15 protein-coding genes and 1 pseudogene are annotated in these 15,069 nt (G+C 68.0%); 6 read left to right on the top strand and 10 right to left on the bottom strand.

All coding sequences use genetic code 11. The features are described 5' to 3' along the window. Positions 1–239 precede the first annotated feature (239 nt). Entirely contained in the window at positions 240–1,589 is a 1,350-nt protein-coding gene (locus C2R22_RS08970) for an ATP-binding protein (protein ID WP_162562435.1), read from the top strand. 39 nt (positions 1,590–1,628) lie between these two features. Here C2R22_RS08970 and pyrI read toward each other — a convergent pair whose 3' ends face one another. Further along, a complete protein-coding gene (gene pyrI, locus C2R22_RS08965) occupies positions 1,629–2,099 on the bottom strand; it encodes an aspartate carbamoyltransferase regulatory subunit (protein ID WP_103425450.1) in 471 nt (156 codons plus the stop codon). After that, positions 2,096–3,016, bottom strand: a complete 921-nt coding sequence (pyrB, locus tag C2R22_RS08960; protein ID WP_103425449.1) for an aspartate carbamoyltransferase — start codon at positions 3,014–3,016, stop codon at positions 2,096–2,098. The genes pyrI and pyrB overlap by 4 nt, the downstream gene beginning before the upstream one ends. Positions 3,017–3,170: 154 nt before the next feature. Here pyrB and C2R22_RS25590 point away from each other — a divergent pair, with 154 nt between their 5' ends. Together C2R22_RS25590 and C2R22_RS08950 are read left to right on the top strand one after the other, a co-directional pair. After that, positions 3,171–4,055, top strand: a complete 885-nt coding sequence (locus C2R22_RS25590) for a hypothetical protein (protein ID WP_173862758.1) — start codon at positions 3,171–3,173, stop codon at positions 4,053–4,055. A 249-nt stretch (positions 4,056–4,304) separates the two neighbouring features. Next, positions 4,305–4,463 carry a hypothetical protein gene (locus C2R22_RS08950; RefSeq protein WP_162562434.1) on the top strand — a complete coding sequence of 53 codons (159 nt, stop codon included), beginning with the start codon at positions 4,305–4,307 and terminating at the stop codon, positions 4,461–4,463. A gap of 63 nt (positions 4,464–4,526) precedes the next feature. On the opposite strand, the gene C2R22_RS08945 is transcribed toward C2R22_RS08950, so the two are convergent. Both C2R22_RS08945 and C2R22_RS08940 read right to left on the bottom strand, forming a co-directional pair. Beyond that, positions 4,527–5,783 carry a Glu/Leu/Phe/Val family dehydrogenase gene (locus C2R22_RS08945; protein ID WP_103425446.1) on the bottom strand — a complete coding sequence of 419 codons (1,257 nt, stop codon included), beginning with the start codon at positions 5,781–5,783 and terminating at the stop codon, positions 4,527–4,529. A 115-nt stretch (positions 5,784–5,898) separates the two neighbouring features. Continuing rightward, positions 5,899–6,759 carry an HpcH/HpaI aldolase/citrate lyase family protein gene (locus C2R22_RS08940; protein WP_103425445.1) on the bottom strand — a complete coding sequence of 287 codons (861 nt, stop codon included), beginning with the start codon at positions 6,757–6,759 and terminating at the stop codon, positions 5,899–5,901. A gap of 78 nt (positions 6,760–6,837) precedes the next feature. Here C2R22_RS08940 and C2R22_RS08935 point away from each other — a divergent pair, with 78 nt between their 5' ends. After that, positions 6,838–7,305, top strand: a complete 468-nt coding sequence (locus C2R22_RS08935) for a MaoC family dehydratase (protein ID WP_103425444.1) — start codon at positions 6,838–6,840, stop codon at positions 7,303–7,305. On the opposite strand, the gene C2R22_RS08930 is transcribed toward C2R22_RS08935, so the two are convergent. From C2R22_RS08930 to C2R22_RS08910, 6 genes and pseudogenes are all read right to left on the bottom strand, one after another. Next, positions 7,302–7,661, bottom strand: coding sequence for a DUF5658 family protein (locus C2R22_RS08930; protein ID WP_103425443.1), 360 nt, complete (start codon positions 7,659–7,661; stop codon positions 7,302–7,304). The genes C2R22_RS08935 and C2R22_RS08930 overlap by 4 nt on opposite strands. A gap of 246 nt (positions 7,662–7,907) precedes the next feature. Continuing rightward, a pseudogene (locus C2R22_RS08925) lies at positions 7,908–9,646 on the bottom strand (acyl-CoA carboxylase subunit beta). A gap of 160 nt (positions 9,647–9,806) precedes the next feature. Next, positions 9,807–9,938: a hypothetical protein gene (locus C2R22_RS26910; RefSeq protein ID WP_281259273.1), complete on the bottom strand. Its 132-nt coding sequence runs from the start codon at positions 9,936–9,938 to the stop codon at positions 9,807–9,809. Then, positions 9,935–10,390, bottom strand: a complete 456-nt coding sequence (locus C2R22_RS08920; RefSeq protein ID WP_245902950.1) for an AAA family ATPase — start codon at positions 10,388–10,390, stop codon at positions 9,935–9,937. Before C2R22_RS08920 ends, C2R22_RS26910 begins: the two co-directional genes overlap by 4 nt. Continuing rightward, the gene (locus tag C2R22_RS08915) at positions 10,390–10,674 is read right to left on the bottom strand and encodes a DUF5789 family protein (RefSeq protein ID WP_103425442.1); all 285 of its coding nucleotides are present in this window, start codon (positions 10,672–10,674) and stop codon (positions 10,390–10,392) included. Before C2R22_RS08915 ends, C2R22_RS08920 begins: the two co-directional genes overlap by 1 nt. A 389-nt stretch (positions 10,675–11,063) precedes the next feature. Beyond that, complete coding sequence (locus C2R22_RS08910) at positions 11,064–11,948, bottom strand: class 1 fructose-bisphosphatase (protein WP_103425441.1); 885 nt, start codon at positions 11,946–11,948, stop codon at positions 11,064–11,066. A gap of 356 nt (positions 11,949–12,304) precedes the next feature. Between C2R22_RS08910 and C2R22_RS08905 the strand changes: the two genes are divergently transcribed. Beyond that, entirely contained in the window at positions 12,305–14,503 is a 2,199-nt protein-coding gene (locus C2R22_RS08905) for an AAA family ATPase (protein ID WP_103425440.1), read from the top strand. Between the two features lie 109 nt (positions 14,504–14,612). Further along, positions 14,613–14,918: a hypothetical protein gene (locus tag C2R22_RS08900; RefSeq protein ID WP_103425439.1), complete on the top strand. Its 306-nt coding sequence runs from the start codon at positions 14,613–14,615 to the stop codon at positions 14,916–14,918. The last annotated feature ends 151 nt before the right edge of the window (positions 14,919–15,069 follow it).

Raw genomic sequence — 15,069 nt, 5'->3', positions numbered from 1 at the left:
TTGCTTTTCCGGACATGTGTCTACGTTGACGCAGGGGTTACAAAGTGGTTTCGGCGACGGACCGAAACAGAATCACCGTTGATAGCCGTGACACAACGATTATCGCCGCGCTCGGCATACCCCGAACTGACCGACGGCACCAGCCGTCGTGGCCCGCCATGTTCCCCGTCGAATCCCGGTCGTTCGGCCCGCCCACAGAAGAGCGTACGGTCGTTGTCGTCGAATCGAGCGGACGTGATGTGGCCGAACGCGACGACTTCGTCGCGGCGTTGACCGAGGCCGGTGACGGTCTCCCCGACGCCTCCGTCCGGGTGGTCGAGGTCGAAACCGTGGCCGAGGCGCGGACCGCGCTCCAGGGGGAAGACGCGGGCCGCGTCGTGGTCGTCGGCCCCGACGCGGAGACCCTCGCGGCGGCGTTCGAGAGCGCGACGAACGGCCGTCAGTCGGTCGTCGCGGTGCCGGTCAGCGACGACTGGCACGACGCGCTCTCGCAGTGTCTGCACGCGGTCGTCGATGGATGGCAGACCGCACAGCTCCTCCGGAGCGAACAGGACCGACTCACCGACGCCCTCGACGCCCTCGACGACGTCTTCTACATCTACGACGCCGATGGCCGGCTGGTGCGGTGGAACAGCCGGCTCAACGACGTCTTCGGTCTCGACGACGTCGAACTCGCGGGGCTCCGCGCCGACGCGTTCTTCGTCGACACCTCCCGCGAGCGGGTCCGGAACGCGGCCAGGGAGGCGCTGGCCGGCAACGACGTCGTCGTCGAAGCCGACGCCGAGACGGAGTTGGGGACGGTCCGGTTCGAACTCACCGGCCGTCCACTCATCGACGACGACGGACAGGTCGTCGGCTTCAGCGGCGTCGCACGCGACGTCACGCAGTCGCGGCGGACGAGAGAGCGACTCGCCCAGGAGAACGAGGACCTCGACGCCTTCGGGCGCGTGCTGACACACGACCTGCGGAACCCGCTCGGCGTCGCCACCGGGTACCTCGAACAGCACCGGGAGTCGGACGATAGCCCCGAACTTCGCCGCGTCGCCCGCGCCTTAGAGCGGATGGACGACCTCATCGACGAGGTTCGGAGTTCGTCACGCGACGCTCACCTCTCCCGGTCGACCGTCGCGCTGGCCGACGTCGTCCAGCAGGCGTGGGACGCGGTCGAGACGCGCGACGCGCTCCTCGTCGTGGACACATGGGCCAGCGTCGAAGCGAACCCGAGACGCCTCCAGCGCCTCCTCGAGAACCTCTTCCGGAACTGCGTCGAACACGCGGGCGCGGCGCCAACCGTCCGCGTGGGTGACTTCGACGGCGGCTTCTTCGTCGCCGACGACGGCCCCGGCGTCCCGGACGAACTCCGCGAGGACGTCTTCCGGACCGGCTTCACCACCGCGAGCGGCGGAACGGGCTACGGGCTCAGCATCGTCCGCGAACTGGCGGGGATGCACGGGTGGCGCGTCGACGTGACGACCGATCCCTCCGGCGGTGCACGCTTTGCGGTCCACGGCGTCGACATCGACCGCGCGAACGCCGACGCGGACCGGGGTGTGAGTGAGCGCGCCGACGGCCGCGACCGCGCCTCCTGATCCGGACTCTGACCCGAACTCCCGACGCGCGCTCGCCGTTCAAGCGCTTCGGGAACCGTCGATGTGCCCGGCGAACGACTCGCGGATGAACGTCCCGCAGTACTCACACCGGAGGCCGTCGGGGAGGACGGTGAACTTCGACGCGACGGGTTCGTCGCCGTTCGTGATGCAGTTGTGGTTCGGACAGGAGAGGACGCCGACGACGCGCTCGGGGCGCTCGACGCGGTTCTTTTCGACGACCTCGTAGTCGCGGACGATGTTGATCGTCGCCTCGGGCGCGATGAGCGAGAGCACGTCGACCTCGGAGGGACTCAGTTCGCGGTCCTCGACCTTCACGATGTCCTTGCGGCCGAGCCTCCCGGAGGGAACGTTCATCCCGACGGAGACCGACTCGCCGCCGGAGCCGTCGATACCGAGGATGGTGAGGACGTTCAGCGCCTGTCCCGCGGCGACGTGGTCGATGACGGTCCCGTTTCGGATCTTCGAGACGCGGAGTTCGTGGTCGCTCATCGGCGCTCACCCCCGCTGAGAAGCGCGTCCAACAGTGCCATCCGCACGGGGACGCCGTTGTGGGCCTGCTCGAAGTACTGCGCGTGCGGCGTCTCGTCGACCGCGGGATCGATCTCGTCGACTCTCGGGAGCGGGTGCATCACCGTCAGCGACTCCTTCGCCTCGTCGAGCGTTTCGGGGTCGATCTGGTATTCGCCGGCGACTTCCCGGTACTCGCGCTCGTCGGGGAAGCGTTCACGCTGGATACGAGTCACGTAGAGCACGTCGAGTTCGGGGAGGATCCCCGCCAGTTCCTCGTGTTCGCGGACCTGTGCGCCGGCCTCGTGGAGGTCGTACCGGACGCTCCGGGGGAGGCGCAGGGACTCGGGTGAGACGAAATGCTGACGTACGTCGAAGTTCGTCAGCGCCATCGACAGCGAGTGAACCGTCCGTCCGTACTTGAGGTCCCCCATGATCCCGACGGTGATGTCGTCGAGGCCGGCGTTCTCGCGGATCGTATAGAGGTCGAGCAGCGTCTGAGAGGGGTGCTGACCCGCGCCGTCGCCCGCGTTGACGAGCGGGACACCGACGAACTCCGAGGCCATCTTCGCCGACCCCTCCGACGGGTGACGGAGGACCATGGCGTCGGCGTACCCCTCGATGACGCGGACGGTGTCGGCCAGGCTCTCGCCCTTCTTCACCGAGGAGGACTCGACCGAGCCCATGTCGATGGTCTCCCCGCCGAGCCGTTTCATCGCCGTGTCGAAGCTCATCTTCGTCCGCGTGCTCGGCTCGAAGAAGCAGAGTGCGAGCACCGTGCCCGCGTGGCGTTCGCGGACGGTCGCCGGGTCGTCGTCGATCTCGGCGGCGCGGTCCAACACCGCCTCGATGTCGGCCCGGGACAGTTGCGCGGCAGAGATGAGGTGGTCGTGACGCATCAGTGTATCCCGAACAGGGCAGATGCTTGAATCCCCCGGAGCAAACATCCACGATCAGGATACAGTCTTCTATACTGACTAATATGACAGATAAGTATCATCACAGATAATTCGGGGGCGGACCTTATTAGGGGCGTCTCGGAATCACGGTGTAATGGCACGCGAAACAGCGGCGGAGGACCAGCGAACGCCCGACACTGACGGGTTTCGACGACGAACGTTCCTGAAACTGACCGGGTCGACCATCGTCGCCGGCGGGGCGCTGGCTGGCTGCACTGGAACCACATCTGAGACTCGCTCGCACGAGTTCGGCTACGGCGGGGCGCCGATGCGACGCGGACAGGTAGCGCTCCCGAGCGCCCTGGTCGGCTCGTCGTTCGCGGCGGCCGCAGCGGTCGTCCAAGAGTCCGAACCGAACGGATCGCAGGCGAGTGCCGACGCCGTCTCGCTGGGCTCCTCGGTGAGAGGGACGCTCGCCGCAGGCGACAACGACTGGTACGCGGTCGAACTGAGTGCGGAGGGGTCGCTCGACCTGACGCTCGTGCGGGATGGCAACCGGGCGAAAGCGCGCTTCGGACTGTACGGTCCCGACGGGACGCAACTCGAAGAGGTGCAGGTCCCGAACAAGAAACCCGTGTCCATCGGTCTCGACCCCGTCCCGAGGACCGGGACGTACTTCGTCCACCTCACCAGCGACAACCCGACTGGGGGGTACGAACTCTCTGTGTCCGGAACAGGGCCGGCGACGCCGACTCCGACTCCCACTTCCACTCCGGAACCGACCGCGACGCCGACTCCTACCCCAACCCCCACGCCGGAACCGACTCCGGAACCGACCCCCACGCCCACCCCAACCCCGAAACCCACAGCGACGCCCACGCCGGAACCGACCGCGACGCCGACTCCTACCCCAACCCCCACGCCGGAACCGACTGCGACGCCCACGCCGACTCCCACTCCCACGCCGACGCCCGTCTCCGACGACGACTACGGCGAACAGGGGTACGGCGAGTTCGGATACGGCGGAACGCCGGAGTAGTTCGGTCGTCTCCCCCTGACGGCCGTCTCGCGTGGAGGAAAGGCGGACGCAGCAGGCCGACGTAACCGAGTCGGTCGAACATCGAGTACACGCCGACCACCCCGGGTGACGTCCGCGCGACCGTGACGTTGTTTCAGTGATACTTCAGTTGTAGTTACGGATCCGTGATTGAAAGGAACTATTAACCCGGTGGTTAGTCGATGAATAATGACGCGTGATCCGTCAGAGTCGTCGAAACGAGATGAATCGATGTCGACCTTCGGTCGGCAGTGCCGGCGGACGTTTCTGCGGACGGCCGGAACCGTAGTCGCACTGGGAGGGTCGTCGACTGTCGCGGCGGGATCGGACACTGGCAAGGGGTTCGACCAGCGGTACGGCCAGTTCGGGTACGGTAAAACGCAGAACTGACACCTCCTCGCTTCGAAGCGAGGACAGTGACCGGGGACGACCCGGCCGGCGCGGAGGACGCGGCTACGGCCAGCTCCCGGCACCGCCGAACGCGTCGGCGACCCGCTGGATGGCGACGACGTACGCGGCCGTCCGGAAGTTCGGCAGGTCGTTGCTCTCGTACGCGTCGACGAGGCGGTCGAAGGCGTCGACGATGACCCGTTCGAGTTCGTCGTTGACGCGCTCTTCTGTCCAGGCGAATCGCTGTCGGTTCTGGACCCACTCGAAGTACGAGACGGTGACGCCGCCGGCGTTCGCGAGGATGTCCGGCACGACCGTCACCTCCTTGCCAGTGAGGATGTCGTCCCCGTCGGGTGTGACGGGTCCGTTCGCCGCCTCGACGACGACGTCGGCCTCCAGGTGGGAGGCGATTTCGGCGTCGATGGCGTTTTCGAGCGCCGCGGGAACGAGGAGGTCGACGTCCAGCGTGAGCAGGTCCTCGTTCGAGAACTCCTCCTCGGCGTCGGCGTAGCCGGTGACGGAGCCCGTCTCTCGTTTGAACTCCTTGACCGCGCGGGCGTCGAGGCCGTCGGGGTCGAACACCGCACCCGAGGAGTCGGAGACGGCGACGACGCTCGCCCCCTGATCTTCGAGGAGTTTCGCGGCGACGGAGCCCGCGTTCCCGTACCCCTGGACCGCGACAGTCGCGCCCGAGAGGTCCCGGTCGAGATACGAGAACGCCTCCCGGGCGGCGAGCATCACCGACCGGCCCGTCGCCTCGACGCGTCCCGCGCTCCCGCCGTTGTCGATGGACTTGCCCGTGATGACGCCCGGTGCCGTGGTGTTCTCCAGTTTCTCGTACGTGTCCTTGATCCAGTTCATCTCCCGCTGGCCGGTGTTGACGTCGGGGGCCGGGATGTCCTTGTCCGGGCCGATGAACGGCCGGAGTTCCGTCGCGAACGCTCTCGTGACGCGTTCGAGTTCCGACTCCGAGTACTCGCGGGGGTCGATGACGATGCCGCCCTTCCCGCCGCCGTAGGGGATATCCACCACGGCACACTTGTACACCATCCACCCCGAGAGCGCCTTCACCTCGTCCCGGGAGACGTTCGGGTGGTAGCGGATACCGCCCTTGTACGGGCCACGGTCGCCGTTGAACTGTGAGCGAAAGCCCCGAAACCCTTCGAGCCGTCCGTCGTCCATCTCGACCGTCAGCGTCACCTCCAGGACGCGTTCGGGTGACTTCAGCCGCGTCACGACGTCCGCGGGCACGTCGAGGAAGGCCGCGGCGTCGTCGATCTGTTCCTGGAGACTCTCGAACGGGTTCGCCTCGTCAGGCATGGTCGAATCACCGAGGGGGGCGAGAATAAGTGTGACGACGTATATATCATACCCGACACCTAAAGGGAATCAGTACACGCCGCCGAGTACTCCCGTCGGGCGGTTTTCGCGAGCGTCACACCTCGAACCCGGCCGCGCGCGCCCGTTCGAGCGTCCGCTCCGCCTGCGCGACGAGCGGCGCGTCGATCATCTCGCCGTCGACGCTGAACACGCCCCGCCCCTCGGCATCGGCTGCCTCCTTCGCCTCCAGCACGCGACGCGCCCACGCGATTCGGTCCTCGGCGGGCGTGAGCGCCTCGTTGATGATCGTGACCTGCCGGGGGTGGATGGCGAGTTTCCCGTCGTAGCCCAACTGGACGGTCGTCGCCGTGTCCGTCCGGAGTCCCTCGTCGTCCTCGTAGTCGGTGTGGAGGGTGTCGATGGCGTCGATTCCGGCGGCGCGGGCGGCGACGAGGACGCGCTGTCGGGCGTACGACACCTCGTCTCCCGCCGGAGTGCGGGTCGCCCCCACCGAGGCGGCGAAGTCCTCCGCGCCGAAGACGAGCGCGTCCACCGCGTCGACCCGGGCGACGGCGGGGGCGTCCAGCACGCCGCCGGCCGTCTCGACGAGCGCGATAAGGGGCAAGGACGCACCGCGTGCGGTGACGGCCTCAGCGACCCGGCGAACATCGGCGGGTGACTCGACCTTCGGGACCACGAGGGCGTCGAGACGGAGGTCGGGTGAGTCGTCGTCCCCGGCACCGAAGAGCACGTCGAGGTCCGCGTCGAGCGCGCCGACGCGGACCGCTACTTCACAGTCGGGGTCGAACCCGGGGTCCACGAGCACCTCGCGGACGGCCGTCCGTGCCTCCGCCTTCCGCGGGGGCGCGACGGCGTCTTCGAGGTCGAAGACGACGGTGTCCGCGTCGGTCGTGGCCGCCTTGCGGAGCAGTTCGGGTCGGTCGCCGGGCGAGAAGAGGACGCTTCGCCGGGTCATAGCGGATGGAGACGCGAGGGCTGCAAGAAGGTTGTCCCGCCCCGTGGTGTTTTTGTCGCTCTCGGCCGTGGACCGGCCATGACCGGGCGATACTACGAGGAGTTCGCCGAAGGCGACCGCATCGAACACGAGAAACGCCGGACCGTCTCGGAGGCGGACAACCAGCGCTTCTGTGACATGACGATGAACCAACAGCCACTCCACCTCGACGCCGCGTTCGCGTCCGACACGCAGTTCGGCGAGCGCATCGTCAACGGCCTCTACACGATGAGCCTCGGTGTCGGCCTCACCATCCCCGAGACGACGGACGGCACCATCGTCGCGAACCTCGCGTACGACGACGTCTCCCACCCGAAACCGGTGTTCCACGGCGACACCCTCCGCGCGGTTTCGACGGTGACAGAGAAGCGGGAAACCTCGGACGGGGAACGCGGCGTCGTGACGATGCACGTCGAGGTGTTCAACCAGTCCGACGAAGTGGTCTGCTCGTTCGACCGGACGGTCCTCTCGTTGAAACGGCCTGGGGGCGAGGGCGGGGAGGATTAAAGCTGGAGGATGAGGCTCGCGTTGATGATACCGGCGACGAACCACGGGAGAGCGATGCCGAGCGGCACGACGGGCTGGTACTTCTCGGGGACGGAGACGTACGCGACGAGCGCGACGGCGATGACGATGCCCTTCATCATCAGCATCGACTCGACGACGCCGTACATCGAGAAGAGGGCCCGGGCGAGGGGGTTCCCCTCTTCGAGACCGGCGGCGAGACCGTAGTACGTCAACACGACGTCGAGGACCAGCGCGACCACGACGAACGCCCAGAGCCACGCGTCCGTCGAGTGCAGGCGGGAAGACTGCGCCGACTGCTCATGCGCACCCGCCGACGTGAACTGGTCGTTGGACATCTGTCTCTACTGGCGTACGACGTACGATGTGTACTTCAGTAGCCACCACTTACGGGGCTGAAAGGTGCCACTAAATACCCCCACGACGCGGAAACACCTCACTAAACACGCTTACGACGTCACTAAAAGGGGCACTCAGGTGTCACGTACGTCGACCGGGGCGTCGTCGGGCCCGGTGGGCGTCACCACTGGCTGTCGCTGCTCCCCGCGACAGCGACGACCGGGGTGCGGTCACGACAGACCGTCTCAGAGGACGGTCCCGTGTTTCTTCTCCGGGAGGGACTTCTCGACGTCCTCGTAGAAGGCAAAGCGCGCGGCGAGTTCGGTTCTGAGGTCCGACGGCGGAATCACGTCGTCGACGACGACTTCGCTCGCCATGCGGTGGACGGCGATGTCGCGACGGTACTCCTCCCGCAACTCGGCCTCGCGCTGTGCCCGCTCTTCGTCGTCTTCGATGGCGTCGAGTTTGTTCCGGTAGACGGCGTTGATGGCCGCTTCGGGGCCCATGATGCCCACCTCGCCCGAGGGGAGACCGATGACGCTCTCGGGGTCGTACGCCGGCCCGCCCATCGCGTAGATGCCCGCGCCGTACGCCTTCCGGATCACGACCGTCTGCTTCGGGACCGTCGCCGACGAGGTGGCGTAGATGAACTTCTTCCCCTGTTCGAGGATGCCCTCCTTCTCCACCGCGGACCCGGCCATGAAGCCCGGCGTGTCACACAGGTAGAGGAGGGGAATCTCGTAGGCGTCGCAGGTCCAGATGAACTCCGCTGCCTTCGAGGCCGAGTCGGGGAAGATGGCTCCCGACCGCTGGGTGGGTTGGTTGGCGACGACGCCCACGGGCCGGCCGTCGATGCGAGCGAGCGCGGTGACGATTTCGGGGCCGTAGTCGGGACGGAGTTCGAGCACCGATTCGGCGTCGACGACCCTGTCCAGGAGGTCGTGAACGTCGTACGGGCGGTTGGGTGATTCGGGGATGAGTTCGTCGATGCCTTCGGGCGAGTACTTCGGCGGCATCGACTCGCTCCGGGGCGGCTTCTCCCCGGCGTGGTCCGGGAGGTACGTGATCAACTGCGAGACGAGTTCGCGGGCGTGTTCCTCGTCGCGGGCGACGAGGTCCGCACTGCCGGAGTGGCGGGCGTGGACCGCCGGACCACCCAACTCGTCCATCGATATCTCCTCGCCGGTGACCATCTCGACCATCCGCGGCGAGGCGATGGCCATCGCCGACATCCCCTCGACCATCACGGTGAAGTCGGCGAACACCGGCGTGTAGGCCGCGCCCGCGATGCAGGGTCCGTAGAGCACGCAGATCTGCGGGACTCTCCCCGAGAGCATCGAGTGGTTGTAGTAGTACTTGCCGATGCCCTCCCGGTTGGCGAAGAAGCCCGTCTGCTCGTCGATACGCCCCCCCGAGGAGTCCATGAGGTAGAGGACCGGCTTCCCGCTCTTGAGCGCGCGCTGTTGCATCCGGAGGAACTTCTCGACGCCGCGTCGGGCCATCGACCCCGCCTTCACCGTGAAGTCGTTGGCCATGAAGTGGACGTCCCGGCCCTCGAACTCGGCCGCCCCCGTGAGGAGACCGTCCGCGGGCAGGCGGGCGTTCGGGTCCTCCTCGTCGACGTCGGGCGCGTTCGGGTGCCACGAGTCGAAGTTGGCGAACCGGCCGTCCTCGAATGTGAGGTCGCCGAACCAGAGGTCCAGTCGGTCGCGGACGAACAGCTTTCCCTGGTCGCCGAGGCGCTCGCGGTATTTCTCGGGCCGCCCTCGTAGATGTCCTCGAGTTCCTCGCGGAGGCGCTTCTCGCGCTCGGTGGGACCGAGGTCGTCGTCGAGCGGGTACTCCCGCTCCGGCGGGTCGGCGCTGGCGACGACTTCCTCCCCGCCGGCGACCACCTCCACCGAGTCGTCGAGATGCTCCGCGAGCGCGGCCGCGATGGCGTGGGCCTCCTCCGCCGTGGCACCCTGCCCGATGCGGACCTTCATGGCCGACTCTGCACCGGGGAGCGAAAAAGGTCTTGCCCCCCGACCTTTTTCCGGACGCGAGGGTCGCCTTCGGCGACGGCTCGCGTCAGAAAAAGCTCCAAAAAGCGATGGTGGTCCGTGGAGAGGACGTCGAGAGCGGACCGTCTGCGGTGACGACAGCTCAGCGGGTCGCGGCCCGCTGAATCTCGTGGGCCAGTTGGACGGCGGCGGACTCGACGTCCTCGGTGTTCTCGACGAGTCCGACGGGGGCACCGACGGCGCTCGAGTAGGTGAACGCCGCCGTCCGGCTCATCGACTGCTGGAACTCGATGCCGAGGCGGTCTCCCACCCGATAGGAGCGGTAGTCGCTGTCGCTCCGGCGCTCCTGGATGAGGTCCGGATTCGCCTCGACGAGGACGAACGCGTCGGGGTCCAGTTCTCGAAGCACCTCGGGGGGAGTCCCGGGACGAACCCGGCGGACGTGCTGACCACGAGGTGGGTGTTGAGGACGACGTGGGTGTCGGGGTCGGTGGCGACGGCGGCGACGTACTCGCCCATTCGCCGCTGAAGGCGTCGGAGTTCCGTGGGGGAGAGGCCCGAGAGGTCGTCGCGGCCCTCGACGTCCCGGCCGCTCCCGAGCGCCTCTTCGAGCATCACGTCGCCCGAGTTCAGGAGTTCGAACCGCTCGTCGAGGCTGGCGACGGCCGCCTCGGTCACCCGGGAACTACCCACCCCGGGCACCCCCGAGACGACGGTGACGCTCATCAGAAGTGCACCTCCTCGGTCTCGATGCCGCCCTGTGCGCCGCGGTCGTCGTAGTGCTTGCGGCCGATGTACTGCTCGCCCACGTTCGCCAGCACCGTGTCGAACAGTTCGTCCGCGCTCTCGAACGACGACTCGTCGGTCCGCTCGAGCACCGTCCGGATGGTCTCGGGGTCGCCGTACGGGGCTTCGAGGGTGGTGTCACCGACCGCCGCGAGCACCGTCTCGCGGTCGGCGGGGAACGTCAGTTGCCGGGCGAACGCGTTCCGTGTCTCGGCGAGGCGCATACGTGTCAATCCGAATTATACATTGTTAAACGTGTGGAATGCGTCAGCAACCGCCCCGAACGTGCCCCTCGAACGTCCGTCTCTCGGTGGACGACCGGCCACAGCCACGCGCGTCCTCGGGTGCGGGTCCTCCTCCGCGGTGCGCACGGGCCAGTCGGCACAGCGTTCACCGACGCCTCGGTCACGCGTACGAGTTCAGGCCGTTCGGCCGCCGTCTCCGGTCGAGGAGCGTTCGGCGGCAGCGACAACGAGCGACGGCGGTTCGACGTCGACCGCACCCAACGGTGTCGACCGCACTCAACGATGTCGGTCCCACCCGCGACGTCGTGGGGGACGGCCCACCGGACGACCGGAGCGTGGACCGAACCGCCGGTAGAAGAGAGGGTCGGTCAGGCGGGGGAGTCGACCGACTCGTCCAGCATCGATTCGAGCTTCTCGATGAGGCTCTCGTTGCCGACGTGGACCGGCACCCGCGCGTGGATGTCGTCGGTCTTCACCACGTCGAGGATGGACTGGGTGCCGTCCGAGGAGGCGCCGCCGGCCGTCTCCATGATGTACGCGACGGGGTAGCCCTCGTACTGGAGTCGGAGCTTCCCCTCTCGCGCGTTCGTGAAGGCGGGGTACGAGAAGATGCCGCCGTACGTCAGCACCTGATTGACGTCCCCGATCATCGCACCCCCGTATCGCAGTTTCATCGACGGGTCGCTGGCGACTTCGTCGGCGAACGCGCTGAAATCGTCGAACCACTCCGGGACGCGGCCGCCGAACCCGTAGACGGAGGGCTCGTCGGGGAGCGCGACGTCCTCGGTGACGAGGTTTCGGACGCCGTTGTCGACGAGGTACTCGTCGACCTGCCCGTCGACGGCACACATCATCGTCGAGACGGGGCCGAAGAGGACGTACGCGGCGCCGACGAGGTCCTCGCCCGTCGCCGGGAGGGGGGCGTCGTAGATGCCGACCACCGTCCCCATCGTGTTGTTCGGCTTGAGGTTCGACGAGCCGTCGAGCGGGTCGACCGTCACCGAGAAGCCCTCGCCGACGTCGTCGACCTCGGCGCGCTCCTCGCTCGCGTACTGGCCGACGCCGTCGAGGTTCCCGAGCCGTGCCTGCAGGAGGTCGTCCGCGAACACGTCCGCGGCCATCTGCTTCTCCCCGCTGGGGTTCTCAGAGCCGCTCTTCAGCCGTCTGCTCGGGAGCCCCGCGCGGATTTCGGGGGAGGCCTCGGCGACCGTCTCGAATATCTCCTCGACGGTCGCGCGGGTCTTGCCGTCCATCTCAGTTCACCCCCCCGTGAGGCGTCCTCGCGTCGGTATTCGGGTCGAACTCACAGCCGACTCCCAGCGATGCCTCCAGTCCGTCCGCGAGCCCTGCCATCGCATCCATGGATTGTCAGTGTGACAACGGCCCATATAGTTCTGTGGGGGCGTTCGACACGGGGGATGCCTGCAGTGGTGGCCCAGTGTGGTTCCACGACGCCGCGTATCCGCTCGACAGGACGGTCACACGGTACCCGGCGCGCGGTGGACCGTCGCCCCGCGCTCCCCGGTCGCTCGCGACAGGGACGTCCACGCGGTGACCACCGCTCGGGACGGCGCGGAAAGCTAAGTACCGTGCGCGCCCAAGCCCGTCCATGACCGACGACGCGGCGGTCGAACTGACCGTCCGCGGTGCGGAGAAACGCGACGCCGGCCGTGGTATCGCCCGCCTCCCCGAGGAGGCCCGCAAACGCCTCGGCGTCCTGAGCGGCGACAACGTCCTCGTCGAAGGCGAGCGGACGACGGTCGCTCGGGTGTGGCCCGCACGCGGCGTGCTCTCGCCCGACGGCATCCAGATCGACGCCGACACGCGGACCAACGCCGGCGTCAAGATCGGCGAGACCGTCCGCGTCTCCGCCGTCGACATCGACGACGCCGACGCCGTCACCGTCATCGCACCCGGTCGCGTCACCGACGAGGACGCCCTCGAACGCCACGTCAAGCGCGGGCTCAGGGGACGGCCCGTGAGCGAGGGTGACCGGGTCCACCTCGAACATCTGAGCGACGCCCCGTTCGTCGTCCACGCGACGAAGCCCGACGGGACGGTCCACGTCACCGACGACACGAAGGTGTTCATCCGGGTGCGCGAGGGCGAGAGCGGGTCGAGTGAGCGCTCCGCCGACACCCCGGAGTCTCGAACGTCGCGTCCGCGCTCCACTGACGAGCGGCGGACGGAAGCGACGGTCAGCCCGCCGACGCCCTCGACGCCGGACACGAACGTCACCTACGAGGACATCGGCGGACTCGACCGCGAACTCGAACTCGTCCGGGAGATGATCGAACTCCCGCTCTCCGAACCGGAGGTGTTCGCTCACCTCGGCATCGACCCGCCGAAGGGCGTCCTCCTCCACGGCCCGCCGGGAACGGGTAAGACGCTCATCGCCAAGGCGGTGGCGAACGAGGTCGACGCCTCCTTCCTCACCGTGTCGGGCCCGGAGATCATGTCGAAGTACAAGGGCGACTCCGAGGAGAACCTCCGCGAGAAGTTCCAGCAGGCCCGCGACCAGGCGCCCTCTATCGTCTTCTTCGACGAAATCGACTCCATCGCCTCGCGGCGCGACGACGACTCCGACGTCGAGAACCGCGTCGTCGGCCAACTCCTCTCGCTGATGGACGGCCTCGATGCCCGCGGCGAGGTGGTCGTCATCGGCGCGACCAATCGCGTGGACGCCATCGACCCCGCCCTTCGGAGGGGAGGTCGGTTCGACCGCGAGATAGAGATCGGCGTCCCGAACGAGGAGGGACGGCGCGAGGTCCTCGAGGTGCACACCCGTCGGATGCCGCTGGCGGACGACGTCGACCTCGACGCGCTCGCGGCGCGGACGCACGGCTTCGTCGGCGCCGACCTCGAATCGCTCGCGACCGAGGCGGCGATGGTCGCGCTGCGTCGCCGCGAGTCGGGAAGCGCGCTCGCCGACGTGAAAGTCACCCGCGCGGACTTCGAGCGGGCGATGGCGAGCGTCGAACCCTCCGCGATGAGGGAGTACGTCGCGGAGAAACCCACGGAGGGGTTCGACGCCGTCGGCGGCCTCCAGGAGGTGAAGGACGCGCTGGAGCGGGCGGTCTCGTGGCCGCTCACGTACACTCCGCTGTTCGAGGCGGCCGACGCCGCGCCGCCCTCGGGGGTGTTGCTCCACGGCCCGCCGGGGACCGGAAAGACGCTCCTCGCCCGCGCTATCGCCGCGGAGTCGGGCGTGAACTTCATCCACGTCGCGGGGCCCGAACTCCTCGATAGATACGTCGGCGAGAGCGAGAAGTCCGTCCGCGAGGTGTTCGAGCGCGCCCGCCAGACTGCCCCGGCCATCGTCTTCTTCGACGAGGTCGACGCCATCGCCGCCAAGCGCGGCGGGGGCGGCGACACCGAGGTGACGGAGCGGGTCGTCTCCCAACTGTTGACCGAACTCGACCGCGCGGCGGAGAACCCGTCGCTCGTCGTGCTTGCGGCGACCAACAGGAGAGACGTGTTGGACCCTGCCCTCTTGCGTCCCGGTCGGTTCGAACAGCACATCCACGTCCCCGAACCCGACGAGGCCGCCCGGCGGGCCATCCTCGCGGTCCACACGCGCGAGAAGCCGCTCGGCGAGGACGTCGACCTCGACGCGCTCGCGGCGCGGACCGAGGGCTTCTCCGGTGCCGACCTGGAGGCGCTCTGCCGGGAAGCGGCCGTTCGAGCCGTGATCGAGGTCACCGAACGGTACGAGGGCGAGGCGGCGAACGACCACGCCGACGAACTGGTCGTCGGAAGCGACGAGTTCGAGTCGGCGTTCGAGTCGGTGTCGCCCGGGACCGACTGACTCGCGTCGTCAGGCTCCCGTCGTCTCACCGAGCGAACCGTTATCGTCATCGCCGCCGTGAGAGTCGTATGCAACTGAGATTCGGTGTCGAGACGGGAGAGGAGACGGCGTGAGGACGCCGTGGCCGACCAAGGTCCGCCGGGAGTGGGCGGCGCTCACCGGCGGGCCGGTGTCGTTCTCGTGGTGGCTGCTCCGGGCGCTGTTCCGGACGGCGTTCACGGTCGCCGTCTTCGGACTGATGGGGTTCCTCTACTTCGACCCCCCGGTCCTCCAGGCCGTCGCGGACGGGGCGGCGTCGCCGCTGTCGCTGCTCGTGGTCGTGTTCACCACACCCGCGTTCGCGGGGTTCCTCGCGCTCGTCGCCGTCTTGGCGTTCGTCATGCCGTTCCTCCCGGACCGCGACCCGCACGCGTGAGAACGGTCGGCGAGTCGATGAAACGTTGACCGGTCGGTGAGGCTGTGCTCTCGCCGCGCTGTCCGCCACACGGCTCCGGTGTCCGCGGCGACGACCCCGTTCCCGCACCGAGACGACGGCCCGGCGTCCCTGCCGGTTCGGACCTTCACGG

Origin of the sequence: Salinigranum rubrum (genome assembly GCF_002906575.1) — an archaeon.
Lineage (GTDB): Archaea > Halobacteriota > Halobacteria > Halobacteriales > Haloferacaceae > Salinigranum > Salinigranum rubrum.
This window is presented reverse-complemented; position numbering and strand designations above follow the sequence as displayed.

What these genes read in the sequence shown, in the direction of transcription:
- C2R22_RS08915 (WP_103425442.1), bottom strand. Translation starts at nt 10,674, where the DNA reads ATGCGCCTCGCCGAGACACGGAACGCGTTCGCCCGGCAACTGACGTTC.
- C2R22_RS26910 (WP_281259273.1), bottom strand. Translation starts at nt 9,938, where the DNA reads ATGAGCCGGACGGCGGCGTTCACCTACTCGAGCGCCGTCGGTGCCCCC.
- C2R22_RS08935 (WP_103425444.1), top strand. Translation starts at nt 6,838, where the DNA reads ATGACCGGGCGATACTACGAGGAGTTCGCCGAAGGCGACCGCATCGAA.
- C2R22_RS08910 (WP_103425441.1), bottom strand. Translation starts at nt 11,948, where the DNA reads ATGGACGGCAAGACCCGCGCGACCGTCGAGGAGATATTCGAGACGGTC.
- pyrI (WP_103425450.1), bottom strand. Translation starts at nt 2,099, where the DNA reads ATGAGCGACCACGAACTCCGCGTCTCGAAGATCCGAAACGGGACCGTC.
- C2R22_RS08945 (WP_103425446.1), bottom strand. Translation starts at nt 5,783, where the DNA reads ATGCCTGACGAGGCGAACCCGTTCGAGAGTCTCCAGGAACAGATCGAC.
- C2R22_RS08905 (WP_103425440.1), top strand. Translation starts at nt 12,305, where the DNA reads ATGACCGACGACGCGGCGGTCGAACTGACCGTCCGCGGTGCGGAGAAA.
- C2R22_RS25590 (WP_173862758.1), top strand. Translation starts at nt 3,171, where the DNA reads ATGGCACGCGAAACAGCGGCGGAGGACCAGCGAACGCCCGACACTGAC.
- C2R22_RS08940 (WP_103425445.1), bottom strand. Translation starts at nt 6,759, where the DNA reads ATGACCCGGCGAAGCGTCCTCTTCTCGCCCGGCGACCGACCCGAACTG.
- C2R22_RS08930 (WP_103425443.1), bottom strand. Translation starts at nt 7,661, where the DNA reads ATGTCCAACGACCAGTTCACGTCGGCGGGTGCGCATGAGCAGTCGGCG.
- C2R22_RS08920 (WP_245902950.1), bottom strand. Translation starts at nt 10,390, where the DNA reads ATGAGCGTCACCGTCGTCTCGGGGGTGCCCGGGGTGGGTAGTTCCCGG.
- C2R22_RS08950 (WP_162562434.1), top strand. Translation starts at nt 4,305, where the DNA reads ATGTCGACCTTCGGTCGGCAGTGCCGGCGGACGTTTCTGCGGACGGCC.
- pyrB (WP_103425449.1), bottom strand. Translation starts at nt 3,016, where the DNA reads ATGCGTCACGACCACCTCATCTCTGCCGCGCAACTGTCCCGGGCCGAC.